Origin of the sequence: Salinicola halimionae (genome assembly GCF_003206065.1) — a bacterium.
Classification (GTDB): domain Bacteria; phylum Pseudomonadota; class Gammaproteobacteria; order Pseudomonadales; family Halomonadaceae; genus Salinicola; species Salinicola halimionae.
The window spans coordinates 824183-851070 of the sequence record NZ_PZJQ01000002.1 but is presented as its reverse complement, the minus strand read 5'-3'; the positions used below and the strand labels follow the sequence as shown (position 1 = coordinate 851070).

Here is a 26888-nt window from a genome sequence, read left to right as displayed (position 1 = left end):
AACTATGGTTCATCGCTACGTAAAAGCGAGAGCTATTTCATGCCTGTCGATATCACGTTGATCGAGAATTCATGCTCTCGACAGGCCTGCCGTCCGGCAAGCGATCTCGACGCCCTATCGCGTCGACGCCACTCGGTATCGACGAGGCTACCGATGACGCAGTTTTTTATTGATTGACCGTTCAATTAAAATACGGCGTTACGCGGGGACTTTCAACAGCCGTCATTGACCGGTGTGCCAGCAATCTCACTCGACCGGTCAAAAAAACGGCGCCGAGTGTAACCCGACGCCGCAGACTTTCCACCTTGATCAAAAGGGGCGATTGTTACCAATGAAACAACGCGTCATCCAGCCATCCTGATGGATAATGCAGACTCAGCAGCCCCTGCATGCCCAGCAGGAAGGCGCCGATACCTACGGCGATCAGCAGTGCCATCACCCAGCGAGCCCTAGCGAACCAGCGCAGAAAGCCAAAGGTCATGAGAATCGCAGTGGTCACGAATCCGACAAAGGACGAGATGACAACCAGACCCACCAAGCCAACCAACCAGTAAAGTTGATGAGAGATGGGCTGCTCGACCCAGGTCGTCTTTCCTCTCCATGCCTGCAAACCGGTCATCAGCGCGCCAATCGCCATGATCGCGATGGCCAGCATCGGGAAGATGCCACCGATAGTCGACATGCCGCTGACGTCATACCAGGCAGCGACGGCCAGCAACAGCATACTGATCAACAGAATCAGGTCGATCCGGCCAAATGTCGCCTGAGACGTCGACTCACCCGTAACATCTGCGGCCACTGCAGCGGTGTTACGGCGACGTGTCACAAGCTTCTTGAATTGCGGGATCAACAACGCCAGTGCGATCAGCGTCAGAATGATGATCACTCCTGGTCGCAGAAAAGCCGACATGCCGTGAAACTGAACGCTCTGGTAGAAATAGGTTTCTGCTCCAGGCGCCAGCACGAAGCCGATTAGAAACGCCGGTCGTGACCAGCCCGCGGACTTGAACAGCAGCCCGATCGCACCGACGGCGATCAGCGTGTACCAGTCTCCCAGTGAGCGAGTCGCCTGATAGGCTGCGAACAGAATCAACGTGGTGATGACAGGGGCCAGCAACGCAAAGGGAATACGGGTCAACTGGGCAACCGGACGTGCCATCAATAGACACAGCGCAGCGCCGAGAATATTGGCCAACGCCAGCGACCAGATAATAGTGTAGGTCAGGTCGAGGTGTGTCGTGATCATGCTGACGCCGGGCTCCAGACCCAGCAGCAGCAATCCCCCCAGGAAGATCGCCGCCGTACCGGAACCGGGCACGCCGAACAGCAGGGTGGGCACCATTGCCCCACAGGCACAGGCGTTGTTGGCAGACTCGGGCGCAATGACGCCACGGATATCGCCCTTACCGAACTGTTTGTCACCCTTGACCGTTTTCTGAGCAAAGGCATAGGTCAGCCAGTCGACGACTGACCCTGCCAGGCCGGGAATGGTACCGATGATGCTCCCCATACCGGCGCACTTGGCGACAAGCCCCTTGTTATCGACGACATCGCGGATACCCTGGCGCCAGCCATGGCCCAGCGACGTGTGCTCCTGAGCGATACTGCCCCGCCGAATCAGCAGGTCCACGATTTCGGGCAGCGCGAAAATCGCCAGACCCACGACGATAAGGGGGATGCCATCGAACAGATATTCAACACCCAAATTCAACCGAAACTCTCCAGTCGCCGGCGCGGTACCGATAGCGCCAGCCAACAGCCCTAGTCCGCAGGCAGCCACCCCCTTGAACAGACTGTCCCCGGACAGCACCGCGACCATGGCCAGTCCCAATAACGTCAGTACGAACAGCTCCGCCGACGAGAAAGCGAGTACCAGCGGACGGGCAATCAGAATGAAGCCGGTCAGTATGACGGCACCGATCACGCCACCACACAGCGACGACAGAAAGGCACTGGACAGCGCCCGCGCAGCCTGGCCCTTTTTGGCTAGCGGAAACCCGTCCATGACCGTCGCCTGCGAGGCGCTGGAACCGGGTATTCCCATCAAAACGGACGTAAAGGTATCGCCGGTCGGAATGACCGCAACCATGCCCATCAACATGCCAAGCGCCAGGCCCGGCTCCATGCCGTATAGAAAAGGCAACAGCAGCGCCATCCCGGCAATCCCACCAAGGCCTGGGATGATGCCCACCAGCAGGCCGATCATCACGCCAAACCCCATATAGATCAGGTGAGAGGCGCTAAAGACCTCCCCCAGACTCGCCATCATGGCTTCCATCATTGTGTTATCTCCTCTCCTGCCTCGCGCGCCAACCGGGCACTACGCGGCACGTGGTGCCAAGGTCAGCGCGTTACGACCCGCACGCCATAACGATCCCGTAGCCAGTCGACGACCCATTGTCGGCGGTCATCGCTGAGCTCCATTGCCGATTCCAGTTGCTTTGCCGCCACCTCACCGACCACCGGCTCATAGGGCCCGACCTGCTTGCGCGCCGCGCTCAGAAAGTCCTCGTCCTTGACCAGTTTTTTGGCCGCATCGCGATACTGTTCGAGTAGCCCCGGTGCGATGTCCTTCGGCACCAGCAGCAGCTTTTGCAGCGCATAGCCGGAGGCAAAGAACTTGTGGAAAACCTGATACTCGGTGTCGTCGCGGCTGGTGTCGGGCTGCGCGAGATAAAGCTCGGAAAAGGTGGGCAGGTCCGGAAAGGCGGGATCCCGTTCGATGATGTTGTCATCGTTCATCACCCCCAGCGAAAACAGCGGTATCGCGCGCCCCGATTCGATCAGCGGTGTGACATTGCTGAAGTAGGCCGAAGTGGTCTGGAAATCGACACCCGCCTCGCCCCGCTCGAATGCCAGACGCCCCTCGCCACGACTGCGCATCCCGTATACCGGCTCTACCGCCAATCCCAACATGTCGAACGCCAGCATCACCGGCATTTCCAGCCCGGTGGGCGTTTGCATCGCGAACTTGGTTGGTTCGTCACGCAGCGCAGCGAGAATGTTCTGCGTCTGCTTGCCGAAGCGAGGCTGGACGTAGACTACGCCGCCGGTCGGCGCCGCCGCGATCGGCGTCCACTTGTCGTAGTCGTAACGGACCCGAGGGTCACGCAGCATGGCCGGATACTGTGTCGATGCCGATGTCACCAGCATCTCTTCTCCGTTGGGCTCGGCCCGGGAATAGAACTGATTGGTACCGGTGATCGAGCCACCGCCGGGCACGTTATTGATCACGATAGCCGGTTGCCCCGGCAACGAGCGTGCAAACCAGTGCGACATGAAACGTGCCCAGACATCCGTACCGCCGCCCACGCCGAAGGGGACGGTCCAGTTCAGTCTGCCGGGTAGCGGTTGGGACTCATCAGCCTGCGCCCACGTTGGCAGCAGCGCGACCAGTATTCCGATGGCACCCAATCGCCGAAGACGACGATTGTTGAGAGTCAGCTTGGCGTGCATGACATGCTCTCCTCTAGCCTGTTGTTAAGGTTGTTATCAAGATCACGTTGCTCCGCTTACGACATCAAGCGCGACATTTTCAGGCGCATAGACCGACCCACTAAACAGCCGCCTTGCCGTGCGCACCAGCGAGCAGCTGGGCCATGTCTGATCTGCCGGCCAGCGAGTCATCACGCCGAGCTGGCCACTGGGGTGTTCAAACTCGAGCAACCCTTCCGGCGCCTGCGCGATGCCCGCGGTAATGCCGCTACCTTCCATGGAGGCTATCGCCAGTCCGACAGCGCCGGTGATAGCCAATGCACGATGACAACGATGAGGCATGAAATAGCGCACACGTAGTGCTCCACCCGCATCGGGTTCGCTGATAAGAACCGGCTTGGGAATGACCCGCTCGACTACATCACCGAAACCCATGGCCTGCCCCGCCTGCAGCCGGATCGATTCCAGCCGGTGCATCAATGTGCTATCCGCATCCAGCTCGGCCGGGGATTCATCGCCGCGCTTGCCAAGGTCGGCCGCGCGGATCAGAACCATCGGCATCGCGGCATCGATGCAGGTGACTTCCACCCCATCGATAACGTCTCGCGCCTGGCCAGTGGGATAGAGTTTTCCGGTCTTGGCGCCGACGACATTGTGAAACTCCAGTAGCACTGGCGCCGCCGTGCCGGGCACCCCATCAATGGCGGTATCACCGACATAAGTGACCTTGCCATCCGGCGTCTGAATGTCGGCATCGATCAACGTATCGGTATTGAGATTGCGGATCGTCAAGCGGGTCACATCGCCCTTGACGTCGACGAGTCCCTGCTCAATGGCGAAAGGCCCAACGGCACTCAGCATGTTGCCGCAGTTGGGAGAGGTATCGACCCGTCGTTGCTCAACCAGCACCTGCACGAACAGATAGTCGACATCGACGCCAGGGACATCGGAAGGCGACACGATGGCCACTTTGCTGGTCTGGGGATAGCCGCCACCAATGCCATCGACTTCCAATTCGTTGCCGGAGCCCATCAGCGCCAATAACAACTCATTGCGAGCGGTCGGATCCTGAGGCAGATCGCTGCCGAGAAATACCGGTCCTTTCGAGGTGCCGCCGCGCATGAGAACGCAGGGAATGGCTTGCATAGGATGTTCCTTCCACGGTTTGGCCAGGTCGGCCATCGATGGACGGCAAGCTCGCATGCTTGCTAAACGCAATCCAATGCAACTATCGTGACGATTGATGCGCAAAAAGCATTAATTGATCAAAAATCTATAACTAAATGATTTTTATAAACATTTAATAACTCATCATGGTTTTCTTACAGACACGAATTGGTGAGGCTTTAGACCAATGAACTATGAGCTACAGCAGATTCAAGCCTTCCTGAAGGTCGCCGAGCTCGAGAGTTTTCACGCCGCGGCAGAGGCACTCAATCTCTCACAACCGGCGTTGAGCCGCCGGGTTCAAAAGCTGGAGTCGATCCTGGGTACGCCTCTTCTCGCGCGCACTACGCGCAGCGTATCGCTCACCACGGTCGGACGTGATTTTTTTCCCCAGGCCAAGCGCCTGATCGATGAGTTCGATCATGCTCTCTTCAACATTCGTGCTCTCGCAGAGAACCGCATTGGTCAGATTACGCTCGCCTGCATTCCCACCGCAGCGTTCTATTTTCTGCCCGCCGTGATTCGCGAATACAACGCCCGCTATCCCAACATTCGTATTCGTTTACTCGACCTGAGTGCCAACGACGGTCTGGAAGCCGTACTCAGTGGTGAGGCAGAATTTGGCATCAATATGTTGAGTGGGCATCACCCGGATATTGTCTTCACGCCACTGGTCGTCGAACCGTTCGTGCTGGTCTGCCGGCATGATCATCCGTTGGCCGCCAGCGACACCATCAGTTGGAGCGAACTGAGCGAACACAAACTGATCGGAGTGGGAAAAATGAGCGGCAATCGCATGCTGCTCGATCATGAGCTGTCTTCACTGACCCAGCGGCCCAGCTGGTTCTACGAAGTCCAGCATCTGTCGACGTCATTGGGGATGGTGGAAGCGGGCTTGGGCGTGGCAGCCGTACCGAAGCTCTCGATGCCGGATCAGGAGCATCCACTGCTGGTTCAGCGACCGCTGGTGGAACCGCTGGTCAAACGCATCCTAGGCATGGTTCGACGGCGAGACAGCGCGCTGTCCCCGGCAGCCGAACGGTTTGTCGAAGCGCTGCTGCGGCACTGGGATCACGGCGATGCCAGCGGACCGGGCGGACCGATCCATCTCTAGCCGTCATGCGTGACAGGGTCGCTCGATGCTTGGGACGGGCCACGCGGTGACTCAATCACCTTTCAGCCGTCCGCCCATCTCCTGGGCCAGCTCGACCGCATAGTGGTCGGTCATGCCGCCAATGAAATCGAGCATCCGGCGATAGCTGTCGTAGAGCGGCCAATTCGGCTTCGGCGTATTCTCGCCGATCAGCGCGAGCACCCGTTGATGCTTGAAGGAGGAGTGTCCGGTGTGATGTAGCTCGTGGGCCGCCCCGATGAAGGCCTCGAGCAGAATACCCAGCGTGGTATAGGCGCCGATCTCGAGCTTGGCCTTGCGCTCGTTCTGGAAGATACGCTCGCGGGCCAGCTGCTTGGCCGAGGACACCCCCCAGGTCAGGTCCGGGTGGCACAGCTCGAGCAGGTCGTCATTGAGCGTGCCGTTGAGCAGCGATTTCTCATGCTGCACGAACACATCTCCGACTTCGTTGACCGCCCGCTCCATGGCCGCACCCCGTAGCGCCGCTATACGCCGACGCTGCGACACACCGTCGGTCGCCATCTGTTCGTATCCGGCCGGAGGTCCGCCGGCAATCTGCAACAACACTTGCGCGACTTCCTCGTAGCGCAGAATGCCCATCTCCAGGCCGTCTTCGAGATCGAGCAGCGCATAGCAGATATCGTCCGCCGCCTCGACCAGGTAAGCCAACGGATGACGGCACCATTTCGATTCCCCCACGGACTTCAATCCCAGGCGATCGGCGACTTCGGCCAGCAGAGGTTTCTCCGACTGATAGCAGCCGAACTTGCCCATCTGGCCACCGTGCTCGACGGTCCAGGGATACTTGAGCAACGTCCCCAGGGTGGCCGCGGAGAGCCGCATGCCACCGCGAAACTGGTTGTACTCGATCTGCGTCACGACGCGAAAGCCCTGGGCATTGCCTTCGTAGGTCAACAGATCCTGGCGCTGCGCCTCGTCAAGACCTTCGAGCAGCCCACCGCCCTGCGCCTCGGACCATTTGAACCAGTCGCGAATCGCATACTCGCCAGCATGGCCGAACGGCGGATTGCCGATGTCGTGCCCCAGGCAGGCCGCCTGAACGATGACTCCGAGATCGGCAGCCGTGACCCAGGCCGGCAAGCTGCCGCGTAGCTGTTCACCGACGATCATCCCCAGACTGCGGCCGACGCACCCCACCTCGATCGAGTGGGTCAACCGGGTGTGGATATGATCGTTGTCGGTGAGCGGATGAACCTGCGTCTTGCGTCCCAGACGGCGGAAGGAACCGGAGAAGACGATACGGTCGTAATCCTTGTGAAACGGACTGCGACCGGCTTCGCCACGCGAGGTCCGGGCATCGTGCAGACGGACGGGATCGAGCAGTCGTTCCCATTGCATGGCGGTCATCGTCATCTCCGGTCAAAGGTAGGCGGATATCGGGCGGACTAGCATGCCGCCCGCCTGCCCGAAAGAAAAGCCACGACGGCATTCGGGTAAAGGTCTACTCCTTGACGTCCATATACTCGCGGGCCCAGATCCGATATTCGTCGACCGTCGAATAACGCGTCGACAGCTGCGAGGCATCCAGATCGTTGGTGGCGATATCGCGCTGCTCGCGCAGGCAGTCGTAGGTCGCCTTGATCGATGCGAAGTAGGCGGCGTGGCCGTTGACCACGATACGGACCCCGAGCTTGGCCAGCCGCGCGCGATCACGCAGCTGCGGGTTGTCGTAGGTCACCAGCATCAGCGGAACCGTCAGCGGCGCGGCGAGCTTTTCCAGGTGTTCGAAATCCCGCACGCCTACCAGGCAGATGGCATCGACGCCGGCTGCCTGATAGGCCCGGATGCGGGCGACGGCGGCATCGTCGTCGAGCTGGCCGGCATTGGTGCGAGCAATGATCGACATGGCCGGATCGATGCGCGCTTCCAGAGCCGCGCGCATCTTGCCGACACCTTCCTCGACCGGGATCAGGTCGGTCGACTTGTGCCCGTATTGTGCCGGCAGCAGGGTATCTTCGATGGTCAGCGCGGCGATACCGGCACGCTCGAGCTCGGTGATGGTGCGCATCACGTTGAGCGCGTTGCCGTAGCCATGGTCGGCATCGGCAATTACCGGCAGACGCGCCACACGGCCGATGCGGGTGGCCTGCTCGACGAACTCGCTCAGGGTAATCAAGGCGAAATCGGGCGCGGCGAGAACCTGCAACGACGCCACGGAACCGCCCAGAATGCCCACCTCGAAATCGAGATCGGCGGCAATGCGTGCCGACATCGGATCGAATACCGACGCCGTGTAATAGCAGTCGTCGCTGGCCAGCAGACGGCGAAATTCGTTACGTAAATCGTGTTGGGAAGGGGTCGTCACGGAACACTCCTGTTCTTTTACCCATGTCGTTCAAAATTCAGTCGTTCAAAATTCAGTCGTTCGAACGTGAGGGCGTCATCTTGGGAACTGCCCCGCCGATAGCCGATGAAGTCGCGATGAAGGCGCCGGCGAGGGCCGAGAATTCTACCACTAAAGTTTGAAGAAACGACGCCGAGGCCGAACTGCCGCACGGCAAGGTGATGAATATCATGCATGCCTGCTTGAGCGCCCTTCATTGGCCGAATTGGCGATCAACCCGCATCATTAGCCGCCTCAGCATCATCATTCGCCAGCATGACGCTGCCCCATCTCGAGAGGAAATCCCATGTCGCAGGCGCATCCCCCATTCCGAGCCGATATCGTCGGCAGCTTCCTGAGGCCCATGGCGCTGAAGAAGGCGCGCGCTCAATTCCAGCAGGGCGATATCGATACCGCCGCCCTCAAGGCGGTCGAGGATCGCGAAATTCGCCGCGTGGTCGAACAGCAGGAAGCCGCGGGGCTCGAGGTCGTTACCGACGGCGAATTTCGCCGTGCCTGGTGGCACTTCGATTTTCTCGAACAGCTCGATGGCGTCACGGGCTACCAGGGCGATCAGGGTATCCAGTTCCAGGGTGTGCAGACGAACGCCAAGCAGATACGTGTCGACGATAAGGTCGGGTTCAACGCGGCGCACCCGATGCTGGAGGACTTCCGCTATCTGGCCAGCGTCGCCACCGTCATGCCCAAAATGACGATCCCCAGCCCCAGCGTGCTGCACTTCCGTGGCGGTCGAAAGAAGATCGACAGTGGCATCTATCCGAGTCTCGACGCGTTTTTCGCCGATACCGCCGATGCCTATCGCGACGCGGTTCGCGCGTTCTACGACGCCGGCTGCCGCTATCTCCAGCTGGATGACACCGTGTGGGCCTATCTCTGCTCGGAAAAGGAGCTGCAGGCAGCGCGAGATCGCGGTGACGATCCTGATCAGTTACAGGCGATCTACACCGAAATGCTCAATCATGCTCTGGCCGACAAGCCGGACGACCTTTACGTCTCGCTCCACGTCTGTCGCGGCAACTTCCGCTCTACCTGGATCAGCGAAGGCGGTTACGAGCCGGTCGCCGAAACGCTGTTCGGCAAGGTCAACGTGGATGCCTGGTTCCTCGAGTACGACAGCGATCGTGCCGGCAGCTTCGACCCACTGCGTTTCATTCCGGAGGGACACCAGCAGGCAGTGCTCGGCCTGATCACCACCAAGATGGGCGAACTGGAGGATCCGCAAGTCGTCAGGGCGCGTCTCGATGAAGCCACTCGATTCGTCGACAAGCGCCAGCTCTGCCTGAGCCCGCAATGCGGCTTCGCCTCCACCGAAGAGGGCAACGACCTCGCCGAGCAGGCGCAGTGGGACAAGATCCGGCTGACGCTGGAGATCGCCAACGGGTACTGGAACAGAGACTGAGACGCTGGCCCCAGTCTCGGGGAGGTGCACATCTCCCCGAGTTCCATCGCCAACCCCCGATTTCGATCAGCCAAGCCCCATCTGTTGGTCTCCGTCAACTAAAAGGGCCCGCTGTCACTGAGACTCGCCATCCTCGTTGCGCATCAGCGATCCCAACAGCCGACTAAGGAAGCCCTTGCGCTCGGGATCGGGCTCCTGCTCGATCAGCGCCCTGGGGTCGATACTGCTGCGGTCGACATGCACGAACGCCGCTTGAAACGGCGGCAGCGTCAGCCAGTTATCATGCAGATGCGCGGTAAAGCCTGCCTGGAAGACGATCTCGCCGGTACCGGCCGGCAGGCTGGTGGATCGCGATTCGCTGGTCAGGTTGAAGACCGCCAGGATCGCCTGGTCGTGTGACACCCGCAGCCAGCCCAGCAGGTCGTCGTCGAAGTCGCTCAAGATAAGCGTTCCATCGACCATCGCCGACTGCGATTTACGCCAGCGAAGAAACTCTCGCGTCACGCGCAGCGTGCTGTCGGCTTCGGCGAGCTGCCTCTCGACGGAGAGCTGGCGATGATGTCCGTCCACGGGGAGCCAGGGTTCGACCGACGTGAAGCCGCCGAGCTCGCCGCTCGTCCACGGCATCGGCGTGCGGCAGCCGTCGCGCCCCTTGTACTCCGGCCACAGTGCCAGCCCGTAGGGATCGACCAGCCGCTCGTAGGGCACATCGGCTTCCGGCAACCCCAGTTCTTCGCCTTGATAGAGGCAGATGCTGCCGTAGAGCGAACAGAGCATGACCGTCGCGACCTTGGCGACCAACGGGCCGTGCTGTTCCAGATTTTCGTGTTGGGTCCAGCGCGACACGACACGTTGGACGTCATGGTTAGAGAGCGCCCAGCACGGCCAGGCATCGCCCGCGTAATACTGGAAGTGTTCGATGATATCGCGCAGTCGCTGAGCGCTGAACTCGGCATCGAACAGGTCGAATGTATAGGCCATGTGCAGGCGATCATCGCCAATGGTGTACTCGACCATGCGCTCCAGCGGGCGATCATCGGAAATCTCCCCCACCGTCATGGTGCCGGGGTATTCATCCATCAGCACGCGCAGTTCGTTCAGGAACCCGATATTTTCCGGCTGGCTGATATCGAACTGATGGCGTTGCATCGAGTACGGATTCGAAGCCGGCACGCTGGGCGTCTTGAATTCACCGCTGCCGAGCGCCGGATTGTTCTGCAGCGCCTGGCTGTGGAAATAGAAATTCGAAGTATCCAGACGGAATCCGTCAACGCCCAGATCGAGCCAGAAGCGGGCATTATCGAGCTGCTCCTGGCGCACCGCCGGATTGTGAAAGTTGAGATCCGGCTGGCACGATAGAAAGTTGTGCAGGTAATACTGGCGCCGCCGACTGTCGAAGGTCCAGGCACTGCCGCTGAAGAACGACAGCCAGTTGTTGGGCGCGGTGCCATCCGGCTTGGGATCGGCCCAGACATACCAGTCGGACTTCTGATTGTCGCGGGAGCTGCGGCTCTGGATGAACCAGTGATGCTGGTCGGAGGTATGGCTCAAGACCAGATCGATGATCACTTTCAGGCCTAGCCCATGCGCCCGTTCGAGCAGCATCTGGAAGTCGTGAAAAGAGCCGAACATTGGATCGACGCCGCGATAATCGGTGACGTCATAGCCGAAATCCTTCATCGGCGACGGAAAGAACGGCGAAATCCAGATCGCATCGACGCCCAGCTCGGCCACGTAGTCCAGCTTGGCGGTAATACCCGGAAGATCCCCGATGCCGTCACCACGCGCATCCATGAAGCTTCTGGGATAGATCTGGTAGATGACGCTGCCACGCCACCACTGGGTCGGATCGGACATAAAATTTCCCATTGGTGTCTTTGGGTCTGACTGCAAGGAGCGCCAGACTACTCTTCGGCCAGCGCCGGCAGAAGCACCTTTACCTTACGCGTCAAGGTATTGCGTCCCCAACCCAAAAGTTCGGCGGCCTCACCCTTGCGCCCGCCGGTATGCTTCAGAGCGGTCTCGATCAGGATGCGCTCGAAATCCGGCACGGCCTCCTCGAGCAGGTGCGTGTGTCCCGAGGCCAGAGCCCGATCCGCCCATTCCCGGAAGGCATTACGCCAGTCCCCGCTCGGCGCCTCGTTACCCTCGATGTCGCGCAGCTCCGGTGGCAGATCGTCGACCAGCACTTCACGACCGGATGCCATCACCGTGAGCCAGCGGCAGGTATTTTCCAGCTGGCGAACGTTGCCGGGCCAGGGCAAACGCGTCAGATGCGTCTCGGCATCCTTGGTCAGAACCTTGGATTCGGCCGAGAGTTCCTTGGCGGCCTCGGCAAGAAAATGTTGGGCCAGCCGAGGAATATCCTCGCGACGCTCCGACAGCCGCGGCAGATGCACGCGAATCACGTTGAGACGGTGAAACAGATCCTCGCGAAAGCGCCCCTCCGTCACCAGCTTTTCCAGGTTCTGATGCGTCGCGGCAATGATCCGGACATCGACCTTGACCGGCACGTGGCCACCCACCCGATAGAATTCACCGTCCGCCAGCACGCGCAACAATCGGGTCTGCGTATCGGCGGGCATATCGCCGATTTCGTCCAGAAACAGCGTGCCGCCGTCGGCCTGCTCGAAGCGTCCGCGGCGTTGGGCGGCGGCGCCCGTGAAAGCGCCCTTTTCGTGGCCGAAGAGTTCCGACTCCATCAGATCCTTGGGAATTGCCGCCATGTTGAGCGCGATGAACGGATGGCCGCTACGCGGGCTATGCTGATGCAGCGCCTGTGCGACCCGCTCCTTGCCGGTGCCCGATTCCCCATTGATCAACACCGTGATATGCGACTGGGATAGACGGCCGATCGCTCGGAACACTTCCTGCATCGCCGGTGCTTCGCCGATGATCTCGGCAGAAAGCCCCTCCGGCATGGCGGCGGGCGAACGTCGCTCGCGAGCGTGCGCCACCCCTCGTCGAACCAGCGCCAGCGCGTCGTCGACATCGAACGGTTTGGGCAGGTATTCGAACGCACCACCCTGATAGGACGCCACCGCGCTATCCAGATCCGAGTGCGCGGTCATCACGATCACCGGCAGATCGGGATGCATCTCGCGGACCTTGGCCATCAGATCCAGCCCGTCGAGCCCCGGCATGCGGATGTCGGTCAACAGCACATCCGGCGGGTTTCGCTCGATGGCTTCGAGCGCGGCATCGGCACGCTCGAAGGATTGCACCTCGAGATCCGGCTGCGCCAGGGCCCTCTCCAACACCCAGCGGATCGCACGATCATCGTCGACGATCGCGATACGGGCCACTTCAGTCATGACAGTTCTCCAGCAGAACGTTGAATCGCGCACTCGGCGACTTCGTTGATGCCCCGTGCCCACGCCCCCACAGGTACTCGCTTGCGAGGAGGCATACGGTCAACTTCACGGCGCATCGAAAGGAATCAACAGGCGGAACTCCGTCACACCGGGATGCGACTCGCATTCGATCAGGCCCTGATGCTGATGCAGGATCGACTGCGCGATCGACAGCCCCAGGCCACTGCCTTCCGCACGTCCGGAGACCATCGGGAAGAACAACGTCTCGCGAATGTGTTGCGGAATACCGGGACCGTTATCGACGATCGCGACTTCACACACCAGCCGGTGACGCTCGGCACCCAACGTGAACTGGCGACGAACCCGGGTGCGCAGCAGCAGGCGTGGCTCGAGCGTGCCGAACTCCTCCATCGCCTGAACGGCGTTGCGCGCGATATTGAGAACCGCCTGAATCAACTGTGGCTCGTCACCGATCAGATCCGGCACGCTCGGGTCGTAATCACGCTCGAAACTCAACTGATGATGCTCCGCCTCGAGCAGCGCGCGCACCCGCTCCAACACCTTGTGCACGTTGAGTGGCTCGTGATGAACCAGCGTGTTGGGGCCCAGCATGCGGTCGACCAGATCGCGCAGCCGATCCGCCTCTTCGACGATGATCCGGGTGAACTCGGTGAGTTGCGGGTCGGGCAGATCCCGCTCCAGCAATTGCGCCGCGCCGCGAATGCCGCCCAACGGATTCTTGACCTCATGGGCAAGGCCGCGCATCAGCACCTTGACCGTCTCCTGACGCGCCATCAGCGCCTCTTCCCGCGAGATTCGCAACAGCCGGTCCCGCGGCTCGATCTCGAGCAGCAGCTCGCGGCTGGTGATCGGCGTCGCGGTGAAGTCCACCGTGATCACGTCCCCCGCAGTCAGCACCAGCGACGCTTCACGCTGCGTATAGGGATGAAACTCCTGCATCGCCTTGACCAGGACCTGACGGACACTGCCATCCTCGCCGTTCAGACACTCCAGCCACTGACCGACGACCCGAGGTCGACTGGCAGCCAGCAACGCCTCGGCGGCGGGATTGAGCCAGCGCACGTGAAGACGCTCGTCCAGCAACAGGACCGCGGTCGTCATATGCTCCAGCAAACGTTGATACATGCGTTGTTCCATCGTGGTGATCCGGTATGTGCTTATACAGTGCAAAAACCGCGCCACCCCCCGATCTCGCTCACTGAAGGGCAGCGATCCGGGAGAGACTGGCCGTTATTCACCCATCAAGACCTGATTGGCTCACTGATTGACTCAACAGGGAGGCGACATCACATCCCCTCCATTCACCAAAATAGTGCAAACGCCTGGAAACCTGTCTACCGATTGAGAGGGCTTTTTGCGGTCGGGATTACTTTTTGCGGTTGGGATTATTGGGATTGGCCGGCAAATTGACGCTGGCCCGCTGGACATAAAGCGTGACCGTCGGCGTCGCCAGACGCACCCGGCCTTGCGCGTCGACAAGCTCGGCCTGCAACCGATGCTCGCCACGCTCGAGCTGGCTCAGCGCGAACACGCTGGTGTGCATGGGCGATTGACGCACTTCGCCATCGACCCTGAGCTGAACGCGATCGCCCCGCTGCAGTGCCGGTTCGATTGACAGTTGCACCTGAACGTTTCCGGCCTGCCCGGTGGGGAGTGTCTGCTGGTTACGCGGACTGGCGATCGTGAAACGCTCATAATCGATCGCCGTCTCGGGTGCCGTCGCCGTCTCGACCGGGCGCGTGCGGGTTTCAGGCTTCGTGGGATCAACCACCGTAATCGGCTTGAGGTCGACTCGATGGCCCGCCTGGGGCTCATCGCTATAGACCACGTTGCCGCCGGCATCGACATGGCGGTACACCGACGCCGCCTGGGCCGACGAGACAATCATCGGCGAGACAATCCCAGCCATCAGGCCGACCCAGGCTATCAATCCCATCATCCATACTGACATCGCCAATCCCTCCGTTATCGTCCGATATCTCCTATCGGCCAAAAACAATATCGGCTGAAAGCGCGGAAACGTGGCGGTCCACGAAAAAAGCCCCACCAGAGTGGGGCTTCCGTCAGGTCCGACCAGGTGGTCCCGGACGCTCGAGTGCGTTTAGGCGCTCGAATCCGTTTAGACGCTCGAATCCGCTTAGACGCTGTAGTAGAGATCGAACTCGACCGGATGTGTCGCCAGACGCAGCCGCTCGACGTCTTCGCCCTTCAGCGCGATATAGGCATCGATCATCTCGTCGGTGAACACGCCACCTTCGGTCAGGAAGGCGCGATCGGCGTCGAGCGCTTCCAGCGCCTGATCGAGGCTGGTCGCCACGGTCGGGACCTTCTTGCCTTCTTCCGGCGGCAGGTCATACAGATTCTTGTCCATGGCATCGCCAGGATGAATCTTGTTCTTGATGCCGTCGATACCGGCCATCAGCATGGCCGAGAACGCCAGGTACGGATTGGCCGTCGGGTCAGGGAATCGTGTCTCGACACGCTTGCCCTTCGGGCTCGCGGTGTACGGAATACGAATGGATGCAGAACGGTTGCGCGCACTGTAGGCGAGCATGACCGGCGCTTCGAAACCCGGCACCAGACGCTTGTAGGAGTTGGTCGACGCGTTGGTGAAGGCGTTCAGGGCCCGAGCGTGCTTGATGATGCCGCCAATGTAGTACAGCGCCATTTCGGAGAGCCCCGCGTACTCGTCGCCCGCGAACTGGTTGGTGCCGTCTTTCCAGAATGACTGGTGAACGTGCATACCGGAACCGTTGTCACCCACCAGCGGCTTGGGCATGAACGTCGCGGTCTTGCCGTAAGCGTGCGCCACGTTGTGGATCACGTACTTCATTTCCTGAACTTCGTCGGCCTTCTTCACCAGCGTGTTGAACTTGACACCGATCTCGTTCTGGCCGGCGTTAGCCACTTCGTGGTGGTGCACTTCGACTTCCTGACCGATGGCCTGCAGCGTGTTGCACATGGCGCTACGGATGTCGTGGAAGCTATCGACCGGCGGTACCGGGAAATAGCCGCCCTTGACGCGCGGACGGTGCGCCAGGTTGCCGCCTTCGATCTGACGATCGGTGGACCAGGCACCTTCTTCAGACGAGATCTTGTACATGGAGCCTTCGATATCGGACTTCCAATGGACTTCGTCGAAAATGAAGAATTCCGGCTCCGGACCAAAGAAGGCGGTATCGCCGAGGCCGGTGCTGTTGAGATAGGCTTCAGCGCGCTTGGCGATGGAACGCGGGTCACGCTCATAGCCCTGCATGGTGGCCGGCTCGATGATGTCGCAGCGCAGAATCAGTGTGGAGTCTTCAGTGAACGGATCGAGGAAGGCAGTACCGTCTTCCGGACGCAGGATCATGTCGGACTCGTTGATGCCCTTCCAGCCTTCGATGGAAGAACCATCGAACATCTGACCGTCTTCGAAAAATTCTGCATCGATGACCTTGGCAGGGATGGTGACGTGCTGCTCCTTGCCCTTGGTATCGGTAAAGCGCAAATCCACCCACTTGACGTCGTGTTCTTCGATAAGGGCGAGGGTTTTCTCAGACATGTAGTCCTCCACTGTGAGCCATGGCTCGATTCGTTAACGAATGTCCAACACCGTTGTTTGGCGTACGTCTGTGTGGCGTGCGTATTTTGTAGCATGAAGTCGGCACTCTTGCCCATGTGCACACCTTTTTACATTGATATGCAGAGAATGTGCCAAAATGAAGCGGAGCGCTGAAACAAAACAATAAGCGAATGATAAAAAAGGCAATTCAGGATGGTGCGGTGGAGTGCACGGGCACTGATAGCCCTATATTGGCGCTCAAATGGCGCTCCCCGAAGACAGACGGGGCGGATAACGCACCAATATGGATCGAAATTTAATACCAATGCACCAAAATAAATCATCCGAAGCCTTGCCTAGAAACTTTGCCGAAATCCGATTGGCAACGGATACTGTGACAAGGCGCCTGTAATGATGGCGATCAACGACTTCAGTAACGGAATTCCCCATGCCCAGGCTGGATCGTACACAGGACGTGGTACAGCGGCTAAGAGGCCACTGGCGTCTCAACCTGAGTGAACCATTATGGGGCCGCAGCGCCATTCTCGCGCTGCGCCGGGTCATGCATGACGAAGCCGAGGCACGTCTGCCTCATCGATCCGACTGGTGCCTGGGTCCGGAGAGCTTTCGGAAACTGCTGGAAAGTCTCAGCGAAAGTGCCCAGATCGTCAGCCTGGAAAGCGCGCTGCAGCTACATCACGATCAACTGCCTCGCATTACGCTTACGTTCGACGGTGGCTGGCGCGATACGCTCAAGCAGATCTCGCCGACGATGGAGCGGCTGGCGCTGCCGGCCAACGTGTTTCTTCCTTCCCCGATCACCCAACGGGCCTGGAGCAGTTGGCACGAGGTCCTCGGCGAGGCGCTATGGCGCGAAGATACCGCCAATAACGCGCATCGGCTGCTCGCCGACGCAGCCCTGCCGATGCCGCCGATTGCCAACGGCCATCGGGACGAGCGCTACAGCCAGGCGATCAAGAGCTACGTCGATGAGCTCGAACGATCCCATCATGCCCTGACGCTGCGCGCGATCGCCGCGTCACTGGGTGACGAACCGGTGTTCGCCGATCAAGCGCTGGACGCGTTCAGCATCCGCCGCCTGGAACAGGGCGGACTTTTCCGCTTCGGAAGTCTGGTGCCGACACGAGCCATGCCGCAGGACGTTCAGACCCTGAATCGACTTCGCGATAGCCAGCACCAGTTAGCGGTTCTCTGTCGACATCCGCTGAACGTGGCCGCCTGTGCCAACGAACCGGCGGATGAGGCGTTGGCCAAGCTGGCCGTCAACGCCGGATTCGAGCGCGTTTTGACCCGCCGCGCCGGCTGGCTGGAACCTCCGATCGACACCGTTCTGTTGCCACGCTTCCTGATCACGCAGCCAATCGCCAATAGCCCCGGGCGGCTGTTCGACTGGCTGCTCGGCAATCTGTCGGGCTAACTTCCGCCGGGGAAATCTTCTATCTCGAGCCTCGGCCAGCGATGACGCCACCCCTTGGCCGAGACCCGACGTCGAAACACCTCACGGTCACCATGGTATGGATTGGACGTTACCCGCCCCGCCATCAGCGACTCGATGCCAAGCGGCGCGAGCAGACGCAGACGCTCATCGTCATCCAGCGTCACGCCGACGGCGGTTTCACATTCGACCCATACGCTCAACGCCTCCTCTATAGAGGTATAGGCAGCGTGCCCATGTCGGTGGTGCATGCGCGCCTGATTCTTGACCGACCAGGGCAGATGGGTGGCGTGATTGAGACTCGCTTCATGCTCGCGATCGATCAGCGCGTGGGGGTTGGCGGGCTCGAAATAGACAAGATCGATATCGTTGAGCGGTGTCGACGACGCATAGCCATGCAGCCGGTCCCAGACCAGGTTGCGCACGAAGCCGGCCGCCAGCCACCAGTCGGGCAGCCCCTGCGACCGAGCCTTGCGCAGCGCCGCCATGCGCCAAGCGTCGGCGCGAATCCATCCGCACAATCTTTCTGCGTCCGTCATACGCCTCTCGAACCGTGACCCAACCCGCTTGCCGTGCGCGGAAATCGCACAAGAAAGATCCTGCGATCCATCGATAAATTATCCGGATAGACTAAAGTAGCCAGTGTCGCGCGCTTGGCTGTACAATGCGCGCCCGACCCTCCTACTCAGTGCCCAGGGGACTCGTCGATCCAGCGCTTGAGCGTGGATCATCGACTTAGACATGGGCGCACACATTTTACGATGGAAACCGCCCCATGAGTGACAACGCCTCTAACGCTCGTATCGAGAGCATTAGGAACATTGCCATTATCGCCCACGTCGACCATGGCAAAACGACACTGGTCGACAAGCTCCTGAGCCAGTCCGGCACGCTGGATCGCAAGGCCGAAGGCCAAGACCGGATCATGGACTCCAATGATCAGGAGAAGGAACGCGGCATCACCATTCTGGCCAAGAACACCGCGATCCGCTGGGATGACGGTAAAGGCCACAACTACCACATCAATATCGTCGATACACCAGGACACGCCGACTTCGGTGGCGAAGTCGAACGCGTCATGTCCATGGTCGATTCCGTATTGCTGCTGGTCGATGCCGTCGACGGCCCGATGCCGCAGACTCGCTTCGTGACCCAGAAGGCTTTCGCCCAGGGCCTCAAGCCGATCGTCGTGGTCAACAAGGTCGACCGCCCGGGCGCGCGCCCGGATTGGGTGGTCGATCAGATTTTCGATCTGTTCGACAACCTCGGCGCCACCGACGAACAGCTCGATTTCCCGATCATCTACTGCTCCGCGCTCAACGGTATCGCCGGCATGGAGCCGGACGCGATGGCCGAGGACATGACGCCGATGTTCCAGTCGATCGTCGACATCGTCGAGCCGCCCAAGGTCGAACTTGACGGCCCGTTCCAGATGCAGATCTCAGCGCTGGACTACAACAGCTACGTCGGCGTTATCGGTCTCGGCCGCATCAAGCGTGGTAGCGTCAAGCCCAGCCAGCAGATCAGCATCATCACCAAGGAAGGCGCGACCCGTAAGGGCAAGATCGGCCAGGTGATGACGCACATGGGTCTGGAACGCGTGCAGACCGACGAAGCCACCGCCGGCGACATCGTCTGCATCACCGGTATCGACAACCTGGCGATCTCCGACACGCTCTGCGACGTCAACGTCGTCGAAGCGTTGCCGCCGCTCTCCGTCGACGAGCCAACCGTCTCGATGACCTTCCAGGTCAACGACTCGCCGTTCGCCGGCAAGGAAGGCAAGTACGTCACCAGCCGTAACATCAAGGATCGTCTCGACCAGGAGCTGATCCACAACGTGGCGCTGCGTGTCGAGCAGGCTGAGACGCCGGAGAAGTTCAAGGTCTCCGGACGTGGCGAACTGCACCTCTCGGTGTTGATCGAAACCATGCGTCGTGAAGGCTTCGAGCTGGCCGTGGGCCGCCCCGAGGTCATCATCCGCGAGATCGACGGCGTCAAGCAGGAGCCGTACGAAGAAGTCATCATCGACTGTGAAGAGCAGCATCAGGGCTCGGTGATGGAAGAGCTCGGCTACCGCAAGGGCGAGCTGACCAACATGAACCCGGATGGCAAGGGTCGTGTGCGTCTGGACTTCATCATCCCCGCGCGCGGTCTGATCGGCTTCCGTGGCCAGTTCCTGACCCTGACCTCGGGCACCGGCATCCTGACCAGCCGCTTCGATCATTACGGCCCGCTGAAGCCGGATGCCTCCATCGAGCGTCGTAACGGCGTGCTGGTCTCCATGGTCGGCGGCAAGGCCCTGGCCTATGCGCTTTACGCGCTGCAGGAGCGCGGCAAGCTGATCATCGATCACGCCACGGAAGTCTACGAAGGCATGCTGATCGGCATCAACAACCGTGCCAACGACATGGTGGTCAACCCGACCAAGGGCAAGAAGCTCGACAACATGCGCTCGACGGGTAACGATGAAAACATCGTGCTGACGCCACCGATCAAGTTCACGCTCGAACAGGCGATCGAATTCCTCGATTCCGATGAACTGGTAGAGGTGACGCCAAGCCACATTCGTCTGCGCAAGAAGCACCTGACCGAAAACGAGCGCAAGCGAGCCGGCAAGAAAGGCTGATCGCACGCTGAATCGATCGCGTTGACGTGACATCGATACACCCGCCCTTCGGCGGGTGTATTCGTTTGTGGCGTTCGAGCGTTGAACAAGAAAAACTATTCAAGATGACCCACCGCTGTACAATCGGCAACATCATCAATAAGCGACAGCTGGAGCGCCGTCTTACCGGCGTATCCGCTCAACAATAGCAATGACGCGCTAAGGGAAACCCGATGACGCCGATCATCGATGTCCGCAATATTCGCAAGTCGTTCGGAGGCCTGACGGTCATCGACGACTGCTCCATTCAGGTCGCCGAGGGCTCGGTCACCGGTATGATCGGCCCCAACGGCGCCGGCAAGTCCACGCTGTTCAACATCATCGCCGGCAGCCTCATGCCCGATAGTGGTGAGGTCCTGCTCGACGGCAAACCGATCACTCACCTGACTGCCAATCAACGCTTCCATCAGGGTCTGCTACGCACGTTTCAGATCGCCCACGAATTCAGTCACCTGACTGCGCTCGAAAATCTGATGATGGTGCCGCCGAGCCAGGAAGGCGAGAACCTGTTCAGTACCTGGCTGAAACCCGGTGAAGTGCGTCGACAGGAGGCCGAAGTTCGCCGCCGTGCTCTCGAGGTGCTCGACTTCGTCGGGCTCTCGCACGTGCGCAACGAACTGGCCGGCAACCTTTCCGGGGGGCAGAAGAAACTCCTCGAACTGGGTCGCACGATGATGACCGATGCCCGCGTCGTGCTGCTCGACGAAATCGCCGCCGGGGTCAATCGCACCCTGCTCGGCGATCTGATGGGTAATATCGAACGCCTCAATCGCGAGCTTGGCTACACCTTCCTGGTCATCGAACACGACATGGACATGATCGCGCGGCTGTGCGACCCGGTCATCGTGCTGGCCCAGGGTCAGGTGATGATGGAAGGCTCGATCACCGAGATCCAGAACAACCCGGAAGTGATCGAAGCCTACTTTGGAGCGGAACCCGCCTAGGGTTTAGAGCGCCGAATCAGGCGGCCCAGGGCCTCAAGATGGCCGCCGAGACGCGATAAACCTAAAAACGAACAGACCAGAACGCCGAGACGATACAGGGGTTCAGAACGCCCCGGGTAGCCTCATACCCTTCAAGGCATTCTCAACAATAAACCGAGCACACCATGCCACTACTGGAAGCGATCGACGTTCATGGCGGCTACGGCGGCATGAACATCTTGAACGGCGTCAACATGACGATCGAGGCCGATGAAGTCGGCGTTATCGTCGGCCCCAACGGCGCCGGCAAATCGACCATGCTCAAGGCCATATTCGGCCTGCTGACGATTACCCAAGGCGAGATCCGGCTGCGCGGCGAAGCGATTACCAACCTTTCCCCCCACAAGCTGGTGGAAATGGGCATGGGCTTCGTCCCCCAGGAGAACAACATCTTCCCCAGTCTCTCCGTCGAGGAGAACCTGGAGATGGGCGCTTTCCTCAAACCGGGTACCGCTTCGCGGCTCAAGGCGCAGATCTACGAATTCTTTCCTCCGCTGCTCGAGAAGCGTCGTCAACCCGCCGGCGAGCTGTCAGGCGGCCAACGACAGATGGTGGCCATGGGCCGGGCGCTGATGAACGAACCCAGCGTGCTGCTGCTCGACGAGCCGACCGCCGGGCTCTCGCCGCTTTACATGAACGAAATCTTCGAGCGGGTGAAGACCATCAATGCCGCCGGTGTCGGCGTGCTGATGGTCGAGCAGAACGCCAAGCAGGCGCTGCGTATCGCGCACAAGGGCTTCGTGCTCGCGGCCGGGCAGAACCGTTTCACCGATACCGGCGCGGCGCTGCTCGATGATCCGCAGGTGGCCAAGAGCTTCCTCGGTGGCTGACGCCGCCTTGTCGTCCGGTACTCCCGGCCGCGAGACCCCGCTTTCAAGAGAGACCCTGTCGTGAATGAGCTGATCTATTTCTTCAACTACGTGGTGATCGCCGGCAGCGTCACCGGCTGCATCTACGCCATCGGCGCGGTCGGCGTGACGCTGATCTACAGCATCCTGCGCTTTGCCCACTTCGCCCATGCTGACATGATGACGCTCGGCACCCTCGCCGTGCTGTTGCTGACGCTGGCTTTCCCCCATGCCGGCGACCCGCTCGGCCTGCCAACGGCGATCGTCATGCTGCCGGTGGGGATGGCGATCACCTCACTGATCGCCGTGGGGATCGATCGCGCCTTCTATCAGCCACTGCGCAATCACGGCGTCAAACCGATCGTGATGGTGATCGCGTCGCTGGGTGTCACCCTGATGCTGCAGGGGCTGATCCGGTTGTTCGCCGGTACCGGCTCCCAGAACCTCTACGTCGACGCGCGCAAGGAGATCTTCCGGATCGACGTACCCGGCATTACCCGACCGATCATCCTCACCGAACCGCAGATCATTCTGTTCATCGTGACCGTGCTCGCCGTGGTCGGGCTGCACCTGTTTCTGACTCGGGCCCGCTTGGGCAAGGCGATGCGGGCGATGTCCGACAACCCCGATCTCGCCCGGGCCTCCGGCATCAACACCAAGCTGATCATCACGCTGACCTGGGTCATCGCCGGGTCGCTTGCCACCCTGGCGGGGACGCTGCTGTCGCTGGATGTCGCCTTCAAGCCGGATCTCAGTTTCTTCCTGCTGCTGCCGATCTTCGCCGCTGCCATCGTCGGCGGCGTCGGCCATCCGTATGGCGCCATCGCCGGCGGCTTTCTGGTCGGCTTTGCCGAAACTCTGGCGGTGTTCAACTGGTCGGTGCTGCTCAGGCCGTTGCGCGATAGCCTGCCGACGTGGCTGGAACTGCCCAACAACCTCGCGCTGGTGGGCACCGAATACAAAATCGTCGTGCCCTTCTTCATCCTGATCGCGGTACTGATCTGGCGTCCGACCGGCATCTTCAAAGGGAAGGTGATCTGATGAATTCGACTTCCAATACGCCGAGCTCACGGCACGCCGCTTCCCACCGCACGATGCCGAAGCGCGAACTCGTCCTGTTCGGCGGGCTTGCCCTCGTCGTGCTCGCCGTGTTCGCGACCATGGGCCCGGCCTATTCCACGCGCATGCTGGTGGAAGCTTCGTGCTATGCGATTCTCGCCCTCGGCCTGACGATCCAGTGGGGCTACGCCGGCCAGTTCAATGCCGGCATCATGGGTTTCGTGGCGCTGGGTGGCTTCTCGGCGACGTTCTTCAGCATCCCCGTCAATCATGAATTCTGGTCGAGCGACCTGCCCGGACGCCTGGGCTGGGTTCTGCTGGCGATGGTCGTGGTGACGGCCATCGTGTTCGGCATCAGCCGCCTCGATCGCATCGGCGTTCCAAAACTGCTGCGCACGACACTGGCCATCGTCGCGGGGCTCGTCGGCTATCTGGTCGTGATCAGCTGGCTGCGCAGCGTGACCGGCGATATCGAATCCCAGGTGGAGTTCATCGGCGGTCTGGGGTTGCCCGTGTGGCTGGGCTGGATCGTCGGCGGCGTGCTGGCCGGTGGTGTCGGCTACTTCATCGGTCATATCTGTCTCGGACTTCGCAGCGACTACCTGGTCATCGCGACGCTCGGCATTGCCGAGATCATCAAGGCGTTTCTCAAGAACTCAGACTGGCTCACTCGCGGCACCGCGACGATTTCGCCGCTGCCCTGGCCGGTGGCGGAACCCGGTGACGTCGGCTTTCTGACGGCGAGAGCGCTCTATCTCTCGGTGACCGTGGTGATGATCGCGGTGATCTTCTTCCTGCTCCATCGCGCCTATCACGCCCCCTGGGGCCGCATGATCCGCGCCATCCGCGACAACGAAGTCTCCGCCGCGGCCATGGGCAAGTCGATCAACCGCCGCCGTCAGGAGATCTTCGTCTTCGGCTGTATTTTGATGGGCATCGGCGGCGCGGCGCTGACCAGCTTCAACGGCCTGTTCGATCCGCAGGGCTTCCTGCCGCTCAATCACACCTTCCTGGTGCTGGTGATGGTGATTCTCGGTGGCCCGGGCAACAACCTGGGCACACTGTTCGGCGCCGTGCTGGTCTACGTGATCTGGATCATGTCGGGGCCGATGGCGCTGGCCGTGATGCACGCCTTCGTCGCACTGGGCTCGCACTGGTTCGACTGGCAGCCAGGCAATCTCGACAGTCGCGCATTGCAGGCGAGAGTGTTCGTGATCGGCCTGCTGATTCTGCTGGTGCTGCGCTTCGCCCCGCGCGGACTGATACCGGAGAAGGTCGCACATCACGATTGAGCGATTTTACGAAGCCCGAAACGCAAAACCCCGAGCCTGAGCTCGGGGTTTTGCTATCTGAACAGTGACGCCGATCACTCGTCGGCGGCTCGCTATTTATTCACCAATCGCACCCTTGGTGACGAACTTGCCATCCTCGACCGCCATTTCGACCACGATGCCCGGCACGTCGCCGTTGTCGTCGAACTCCTGGTTGCCGGAAGCGCCCTGATAGTTGATCTCCTTACCCTCTTTGAGCAACTTCTTGGCTTTCTCCCATTCACCCGGCAGGATCGTCTCGCCCGGCTCGGTGGCAACATCGCGAAGTGCCTTGGACAAGCCCTCGCGGTCCGCGCTGCCGTTCTTCTCGATGGCGAGCGCCAGCAGGAAGGCGGCATCGTAGGACTGCGCCGCGAACACCGCGCTCGGATCGATGTCGGCCTTCTTCGCCAGATCGTTGAAGACATCGCCGCCCGGCGCATCCGGGGAGCCCGGACGTGTCGCGATCATGCCTTCGAGTACGTCGGCGCCGACCGCTTCGACCAGCGAGTTGCCGACCATGCCGTCACCGCCGGCATACTGAGTGAACGCGCCGCTTTCGTAGGCCTGACGCAGGATCGTCTGGCCCGAGGTATCGGCGTAGGCGAGCACGACCAGCGTCTGCGAACCGCCGGAAGAGAGCTTGCCGATCTCCGAACGATAGTCCGCCCGATTGTCCTCATGCGCCAGATTGGCGGAGACCGAGCCACCTTCGGCTTCGAAAGTCTTGGTGAAGGCGTCGTCGAGGCCCTGACCGTAGTCATTGTTGACGTAGGTCACGGCGACGTCCTCGATGCCCTTGGACAGCAGCAGCTTGGCCAGCTGTTCGCCCTGGAAGGCATCGGAAGGCACGGTCCGGAAGACCAGATCGTTGTCGTCGAGATCCGTCACCGCCGGGGCGGTGGAAGCCGGCGAGACCATCACCACGCCACCGGGGATCGCGGCATTGTTGGCCGCCGCAATGGTGGCACCGGTACATAGCGCGCCGACGATCGCGGTCACCTTCTCGCTGTTCACCAGACGGTCGGCGGCATTGGAGGCGGCCGAAGCGTCCGAACAGGTCGTATCGCCTGACGGCATCACCATGTCTTCACCATCCAGCAGGCCGCCCTGCTCATTGACCTCCTGCATCGCGAGCTTGGCGCCATCGAAAATCGGCGGTGTCAGGCTTTCGATACCGCCGGTAAAGCCCCCGAGAAATCCCACTTTGACATCCGCCTGCGCGACGCCGCCGCAGGCCGTAGTTGCCGCAATGGCGAGTGCCAGTACTGTCTTCTTCATCGCTGTTGTCGCTCTTGGTAGGGTTGCGAAAGACTTTATTCGGTCATGAAAGACTTTATTCGATCATGAAAGGCTTTATTGGGTCGTAAAAGGCTTTTGTTGGGCTGTGAAAGACTTTATCCCGTCCTGAAAGACAACGTTTACTCTGCTGGCAAGCCGCCCAAAAGACAAGCATTCGTAACCGTTCGTGTCTTCACCTTTCGGCGTGCCTCCCCGGCTCCATGATAGCGCGTGGCATGAACACGAGATGCCAGTGCGAGACACCTCACTGGCAGCAAACCAGCCGATTAACAGCTACGCTGAACGGGCAATGATGCTAACGGCAAGGAGAGAGCCATGCACAAGCATGTTGAATGGGATACCCCGGGTGGCGCCAGTGTCGACGCCCACTACGCCAAGGACGAACAGCATCGTGTCACGCCGCAACCGGGCATGATGCTGACCGCGCGCTATCATGGCTCCACGGTGCGGGTGCAGGTCGAGGCCTACAAGGATGGCGTCAGCATCGGCAAGGTCGCTGCACTGGTCGGCGACAACGGGGACCGCCACGACAGCCATGGCGAACTCAACGTTGGCGACATGGTCCGCCTTCCCGACGAAAAACGCGCCTTCCAGTCAGCCGCCGCGGATGACGACTGAGCCCGGAGCGGGCTGCTGGTCATAAACCAGGTCAACCTTCAGTCGGACAAACTTTCAGCGGGACAACTCTAGACCGGGCGATTTTGGACCGGACAACTCCAGACCGAAAAACACCAGGCCGGACGGCATCACCTCCCTACCCGTTTCCGTCCGAGAAAGGCGCACCAGGGCAACGCCGGCATGCAGCCGGCGTTTCGACCGTCGCTCTGAGCTGCCCTCCATGGGCGGGTTTTACCAGGCGTACCGCAGAACCACCCAAGCTGGCGA

At 60.6% G+C, this 26888-nt stretch carries 21 protein-coding genes; 10 read left to right on the top strand and 11 right to left on the bottom strand.

The features are described from left to right. Positions 1-325: 325 nt before the first annotated feature. The gene (locus DOM27_RS04450; protein WP_110654807.1) at positions 326-2281 is read right to left on the bottom strand and encodes a tripartite tricarboxylate transporter permease; all 1956 of its coding nucleotides are present in this window, start codon (positions 2279-2281) and stop codon (positions 326-328) included. 341 nt (positions 2282-2622) lie between these two features. Here DOM27_RS04450 and DOM27_RS18260 point away from each other — a divergent pair, with 341 nt between their 5' ends. Beyond that, complete coding sequence (locus tag DOM27_RS18260) at positions 2623-3348, top strand: GIY-YIG nuclease family protein (RefSeq protein ID WP_425353283.1); 726 nt, start codon at positions 2623-2625, stop codon at positions 3346-3348. A 150-nt stretch (positions 3349-3498) separates the two neighbouring features. On the opposite strand, the gene DOM27_RS04440 is transcribed toward DOM27_RS18260, so the two are convergent. After that, on the bottom strand, positions 3499-4581 hold the full coding sequence (locus DOM27_RS04440) for a 4-oxalomesaconate tautomerase (RefSeq protein ID WP_110654805.1): 1083 nt from the start codon (positions 4579-4581) through the stop codon (positions 3499-3501). Positions 4582-4789: 208 nt separating this feature from the next. Between DOM27_RS04440 and DOM27_RS04435 the strand changes: the two genes are divergently transcribed. After that, positions 4790-5716, top strand: a complete 927-nt coding sequence (locus tag DOM27_RS04435) for a LysR family transcriptional regulator (protein WP_110654804.1) — start codon at positions 4790-4792, stop codon at positions 5714-5716. Between the two features lie 51 nt (positions 5717-5767). On the opposite strand, the gene DOM27_RS04430 is transcribed toward DOM27_RS04435, so the two are convergent. Next, positions 5768-7102: a deoxyguanosinetriphosphate triphosphohydrolase gene (locus DOM27_RS04430; protein WP_110654803.1), complete on the bottom strand. Its 1335-nt coding sequence runs from the start codon at positions 7100-7102 to the stop codon at positions 5768-5770. 94 nt (positions 7103-7196) lie between these two features. Further along, positions 7197-8060: an isocitrate lyase/PEP mutase family protein gene (locus DOM27_RS04425; protein ID WP_110654802.1), complete on the bottom strand. Its 864-nt coding sequence runs from the start codon at positions 8058-8060 to the stop codon at positions 7197-7199. 325 nt (positions 8061-8385) lie between these two features. Between DOM27_RS04425 and DOM27_RS04420 the strand changes: the two genes are divergently transcribed. After that, a complete protein-coding gene (locus DOM27_RS04420; protein ID WP_110654801.1) occupies positions 8386-9498 on the top strand; it encodes a cobalamin-independent methionine synthase II family protein in 1113 nt (370 codons plus the stop codon). 114 nt (positions 9499-9612) lie between these two features. On the opposite strand, the gene DOM27_RS04415 is transcribed toward DOM27_RS04420, so the two are convergent. The 5 genes from DOM27_RS04415 to glnA form a co-directional block, all read right to left on the bottom strand. Next, positions 9613-11355 (bottom strand): alpha-amylase family glycosyl hydrolase, encoded by a 1743-nt coding sequence (locus DOM27_RS04415; protein ID WP_110654800.1) that lies wholly within the window; start codon positions 11353-11355, stop codon positions 9613-9615. Between the two features lie 47 nt (positions 11356-11402). Then, complete coding sequence (gene glnG / locus DOM27_RS04410) at positions 11403-12812, bottom strand: nitrogen regulation protein NR(I) (RefSeq protein ID WP_110654799.1); 1410 nt, start codon at positions 12810-12812, stop codon at positions 11403-11405. Between the two features lie 105 nt (positions 12813-12917). Further along, positions 12918-13958 carry a nitrogen regulation protein NR(II) gene (gene glnL / locus DOM27_RS04405; protein WP_110654798.1) on the bottom strand — a complete coding sequence of 347 codons (1041 nt, stop codon included), beginning with the start codon at positions 13956-13958 and terminating at the stop codon, positions 12918-12920. Positions 13959-14199: 241 nt separating this feature from the next. Further along, entirely contained in the window at positions 14200-14784 is a 585-nt protein-coding gene (locus DOM27_RS04400; protein ID WP_245392579.1) for a DUF4124 domain-containing protein, read from the bottom strand. A 186-nt stretch (positions 14785-14970) separates the two neighbouring features. Continuing rightward, positions 14971-16377, bottom strand: a complete 1407-nt coding sequence (glnA, locus tag DOM27_RS04395; RefSeq protein ID WP_110654797.1) for a glutamate--ammonia ligase — start codon at positions 16375-16377, stop codon at positions 14971-14973. Between the two features lie 448 nt (positions 16378-16825). Between glnA and DOM27_RS04390 the strand changes: the two genes are divergently transcribed. Continuing rightward, positions 16826-17815 (top strand): polysaccharide deacetylase family protein, encoded by a 990-nt coding sequence (locus DOM27_RS04390; protein ID WP_110654796.1) that lies wholly within the window; start codon positions 16826-16828, stop codon positions 17813-17815. On the opposite strand, the gene DOM27_RS04385 is transcribed toward DOM27_RS04390, so the two are convergent. Continuing rightward, positions 17812-18372: a nucleotidyltransferase family protein gene (locus tag DOM27_RS04385; RefSeq protein WP_110654795.1), complete on the bottom strand. Its 561-nt coding sequence runs from the start codon at positions 18370-18372 to the stop codon at positions 17812-17814. The two genes, DOM27_RS04390 and DOM27_RS04385, sit on opposite strands and share 4 nt — an antisense overlap. Positions 18373-18608: 236 nt before the next feature. On the opposite strand from DOM27_RS04385, the gene typA reads away from it, so the two are divergent. The 5 genes from typA (at position 18609) to DOM27_RS04360 (ending at position 24683) form a co-directional block, all read left to right on the top strand. Then, entirely contained in the window at positions 18609-20462 is a 1854-nt protein-coding gene (gene typA, locus DOM27_RS04380) for a translational GTPase TypA (protein WP_110654794.1), read from the top strand. Between the two features lie 212 nt (positions 20463-20674). Beyond that, positions 20675-21445: an ABC transporter ATP-binding protein gene (locus DOM27_RS04375; protein WP_110654793.1), complete on the top strand. Its 771-nt coding sequence runs from the start codon at positions 20675-20677 to the stop codon at positions 21443-21445. Positions 21446-21609: 164 nt separating this feature from the next. Continuing rightward, positions 21610-22314: an ABC transporter ATP-binding protein gene (locus DOM27_RS04370; protein WP_110654792.1), complete on the top strand. Its 705-nt coding sequence runs from the start codon at positions 21610-21612 to the stop codon at positions 22312-22314. A 60-nt stretch (positions 22315-22374) separates the two neighbouring features. Continuing rightward, entirely contained in the window at positions 22375-23373 is a 999-nt protein-coding gene (locus tag DOM27_RS04365) for a branched-chain amino acid ABC transporter permease (protein ID WP_110654791.1), read from the top strand. After that, entirely contained in the window at positions 23373-24683 is a 1311-nt protein-coding gene (locus DOM27_RS04360) for a branched-chain amino acid ABC transporter permease (RefSeq protein ID WP_110654790.1), read from the top strand. The genes DOM27_RS04365 and DOM27_RS04360 overlap by 1 nt, the downstream gene beginning before the upstream one ends. 96 nt (positions 24684-24779) lie before the next feature. On the opposite strand, the gene DOM27_RS04355 is transcribed toward DOM27_RS04360, so the two are convergent. Further along, on the bottom strand, positions 24780-25982 hold the full coding sequence (locus DOM27_RS04355; protein ID WP_110654789.1) for an ABC transporter substrate-binding protein: 1203 nt from the start codon (positions 25980-25982) through the stop codon (positions 24780-24782). Between the two features lie 336 nt (positions 25983-26318). On the opposite strand from DOM27_RS04355, the gene DOM27_RS04350 reads away from it, so the two are divergent. After that, positions 26319-26621 (top strand): hypothetical protein, encoded by a 303-nt coding sequence (locus DOM27_RS04350; RefSeq protein WP_110654788.1) that lies wholly within the window; start codon positions 26319-26321, stop codon positions 26619-26621. The last annotated feature ends 267 nt before the right edge of the window (positions 26622-26888 follow it).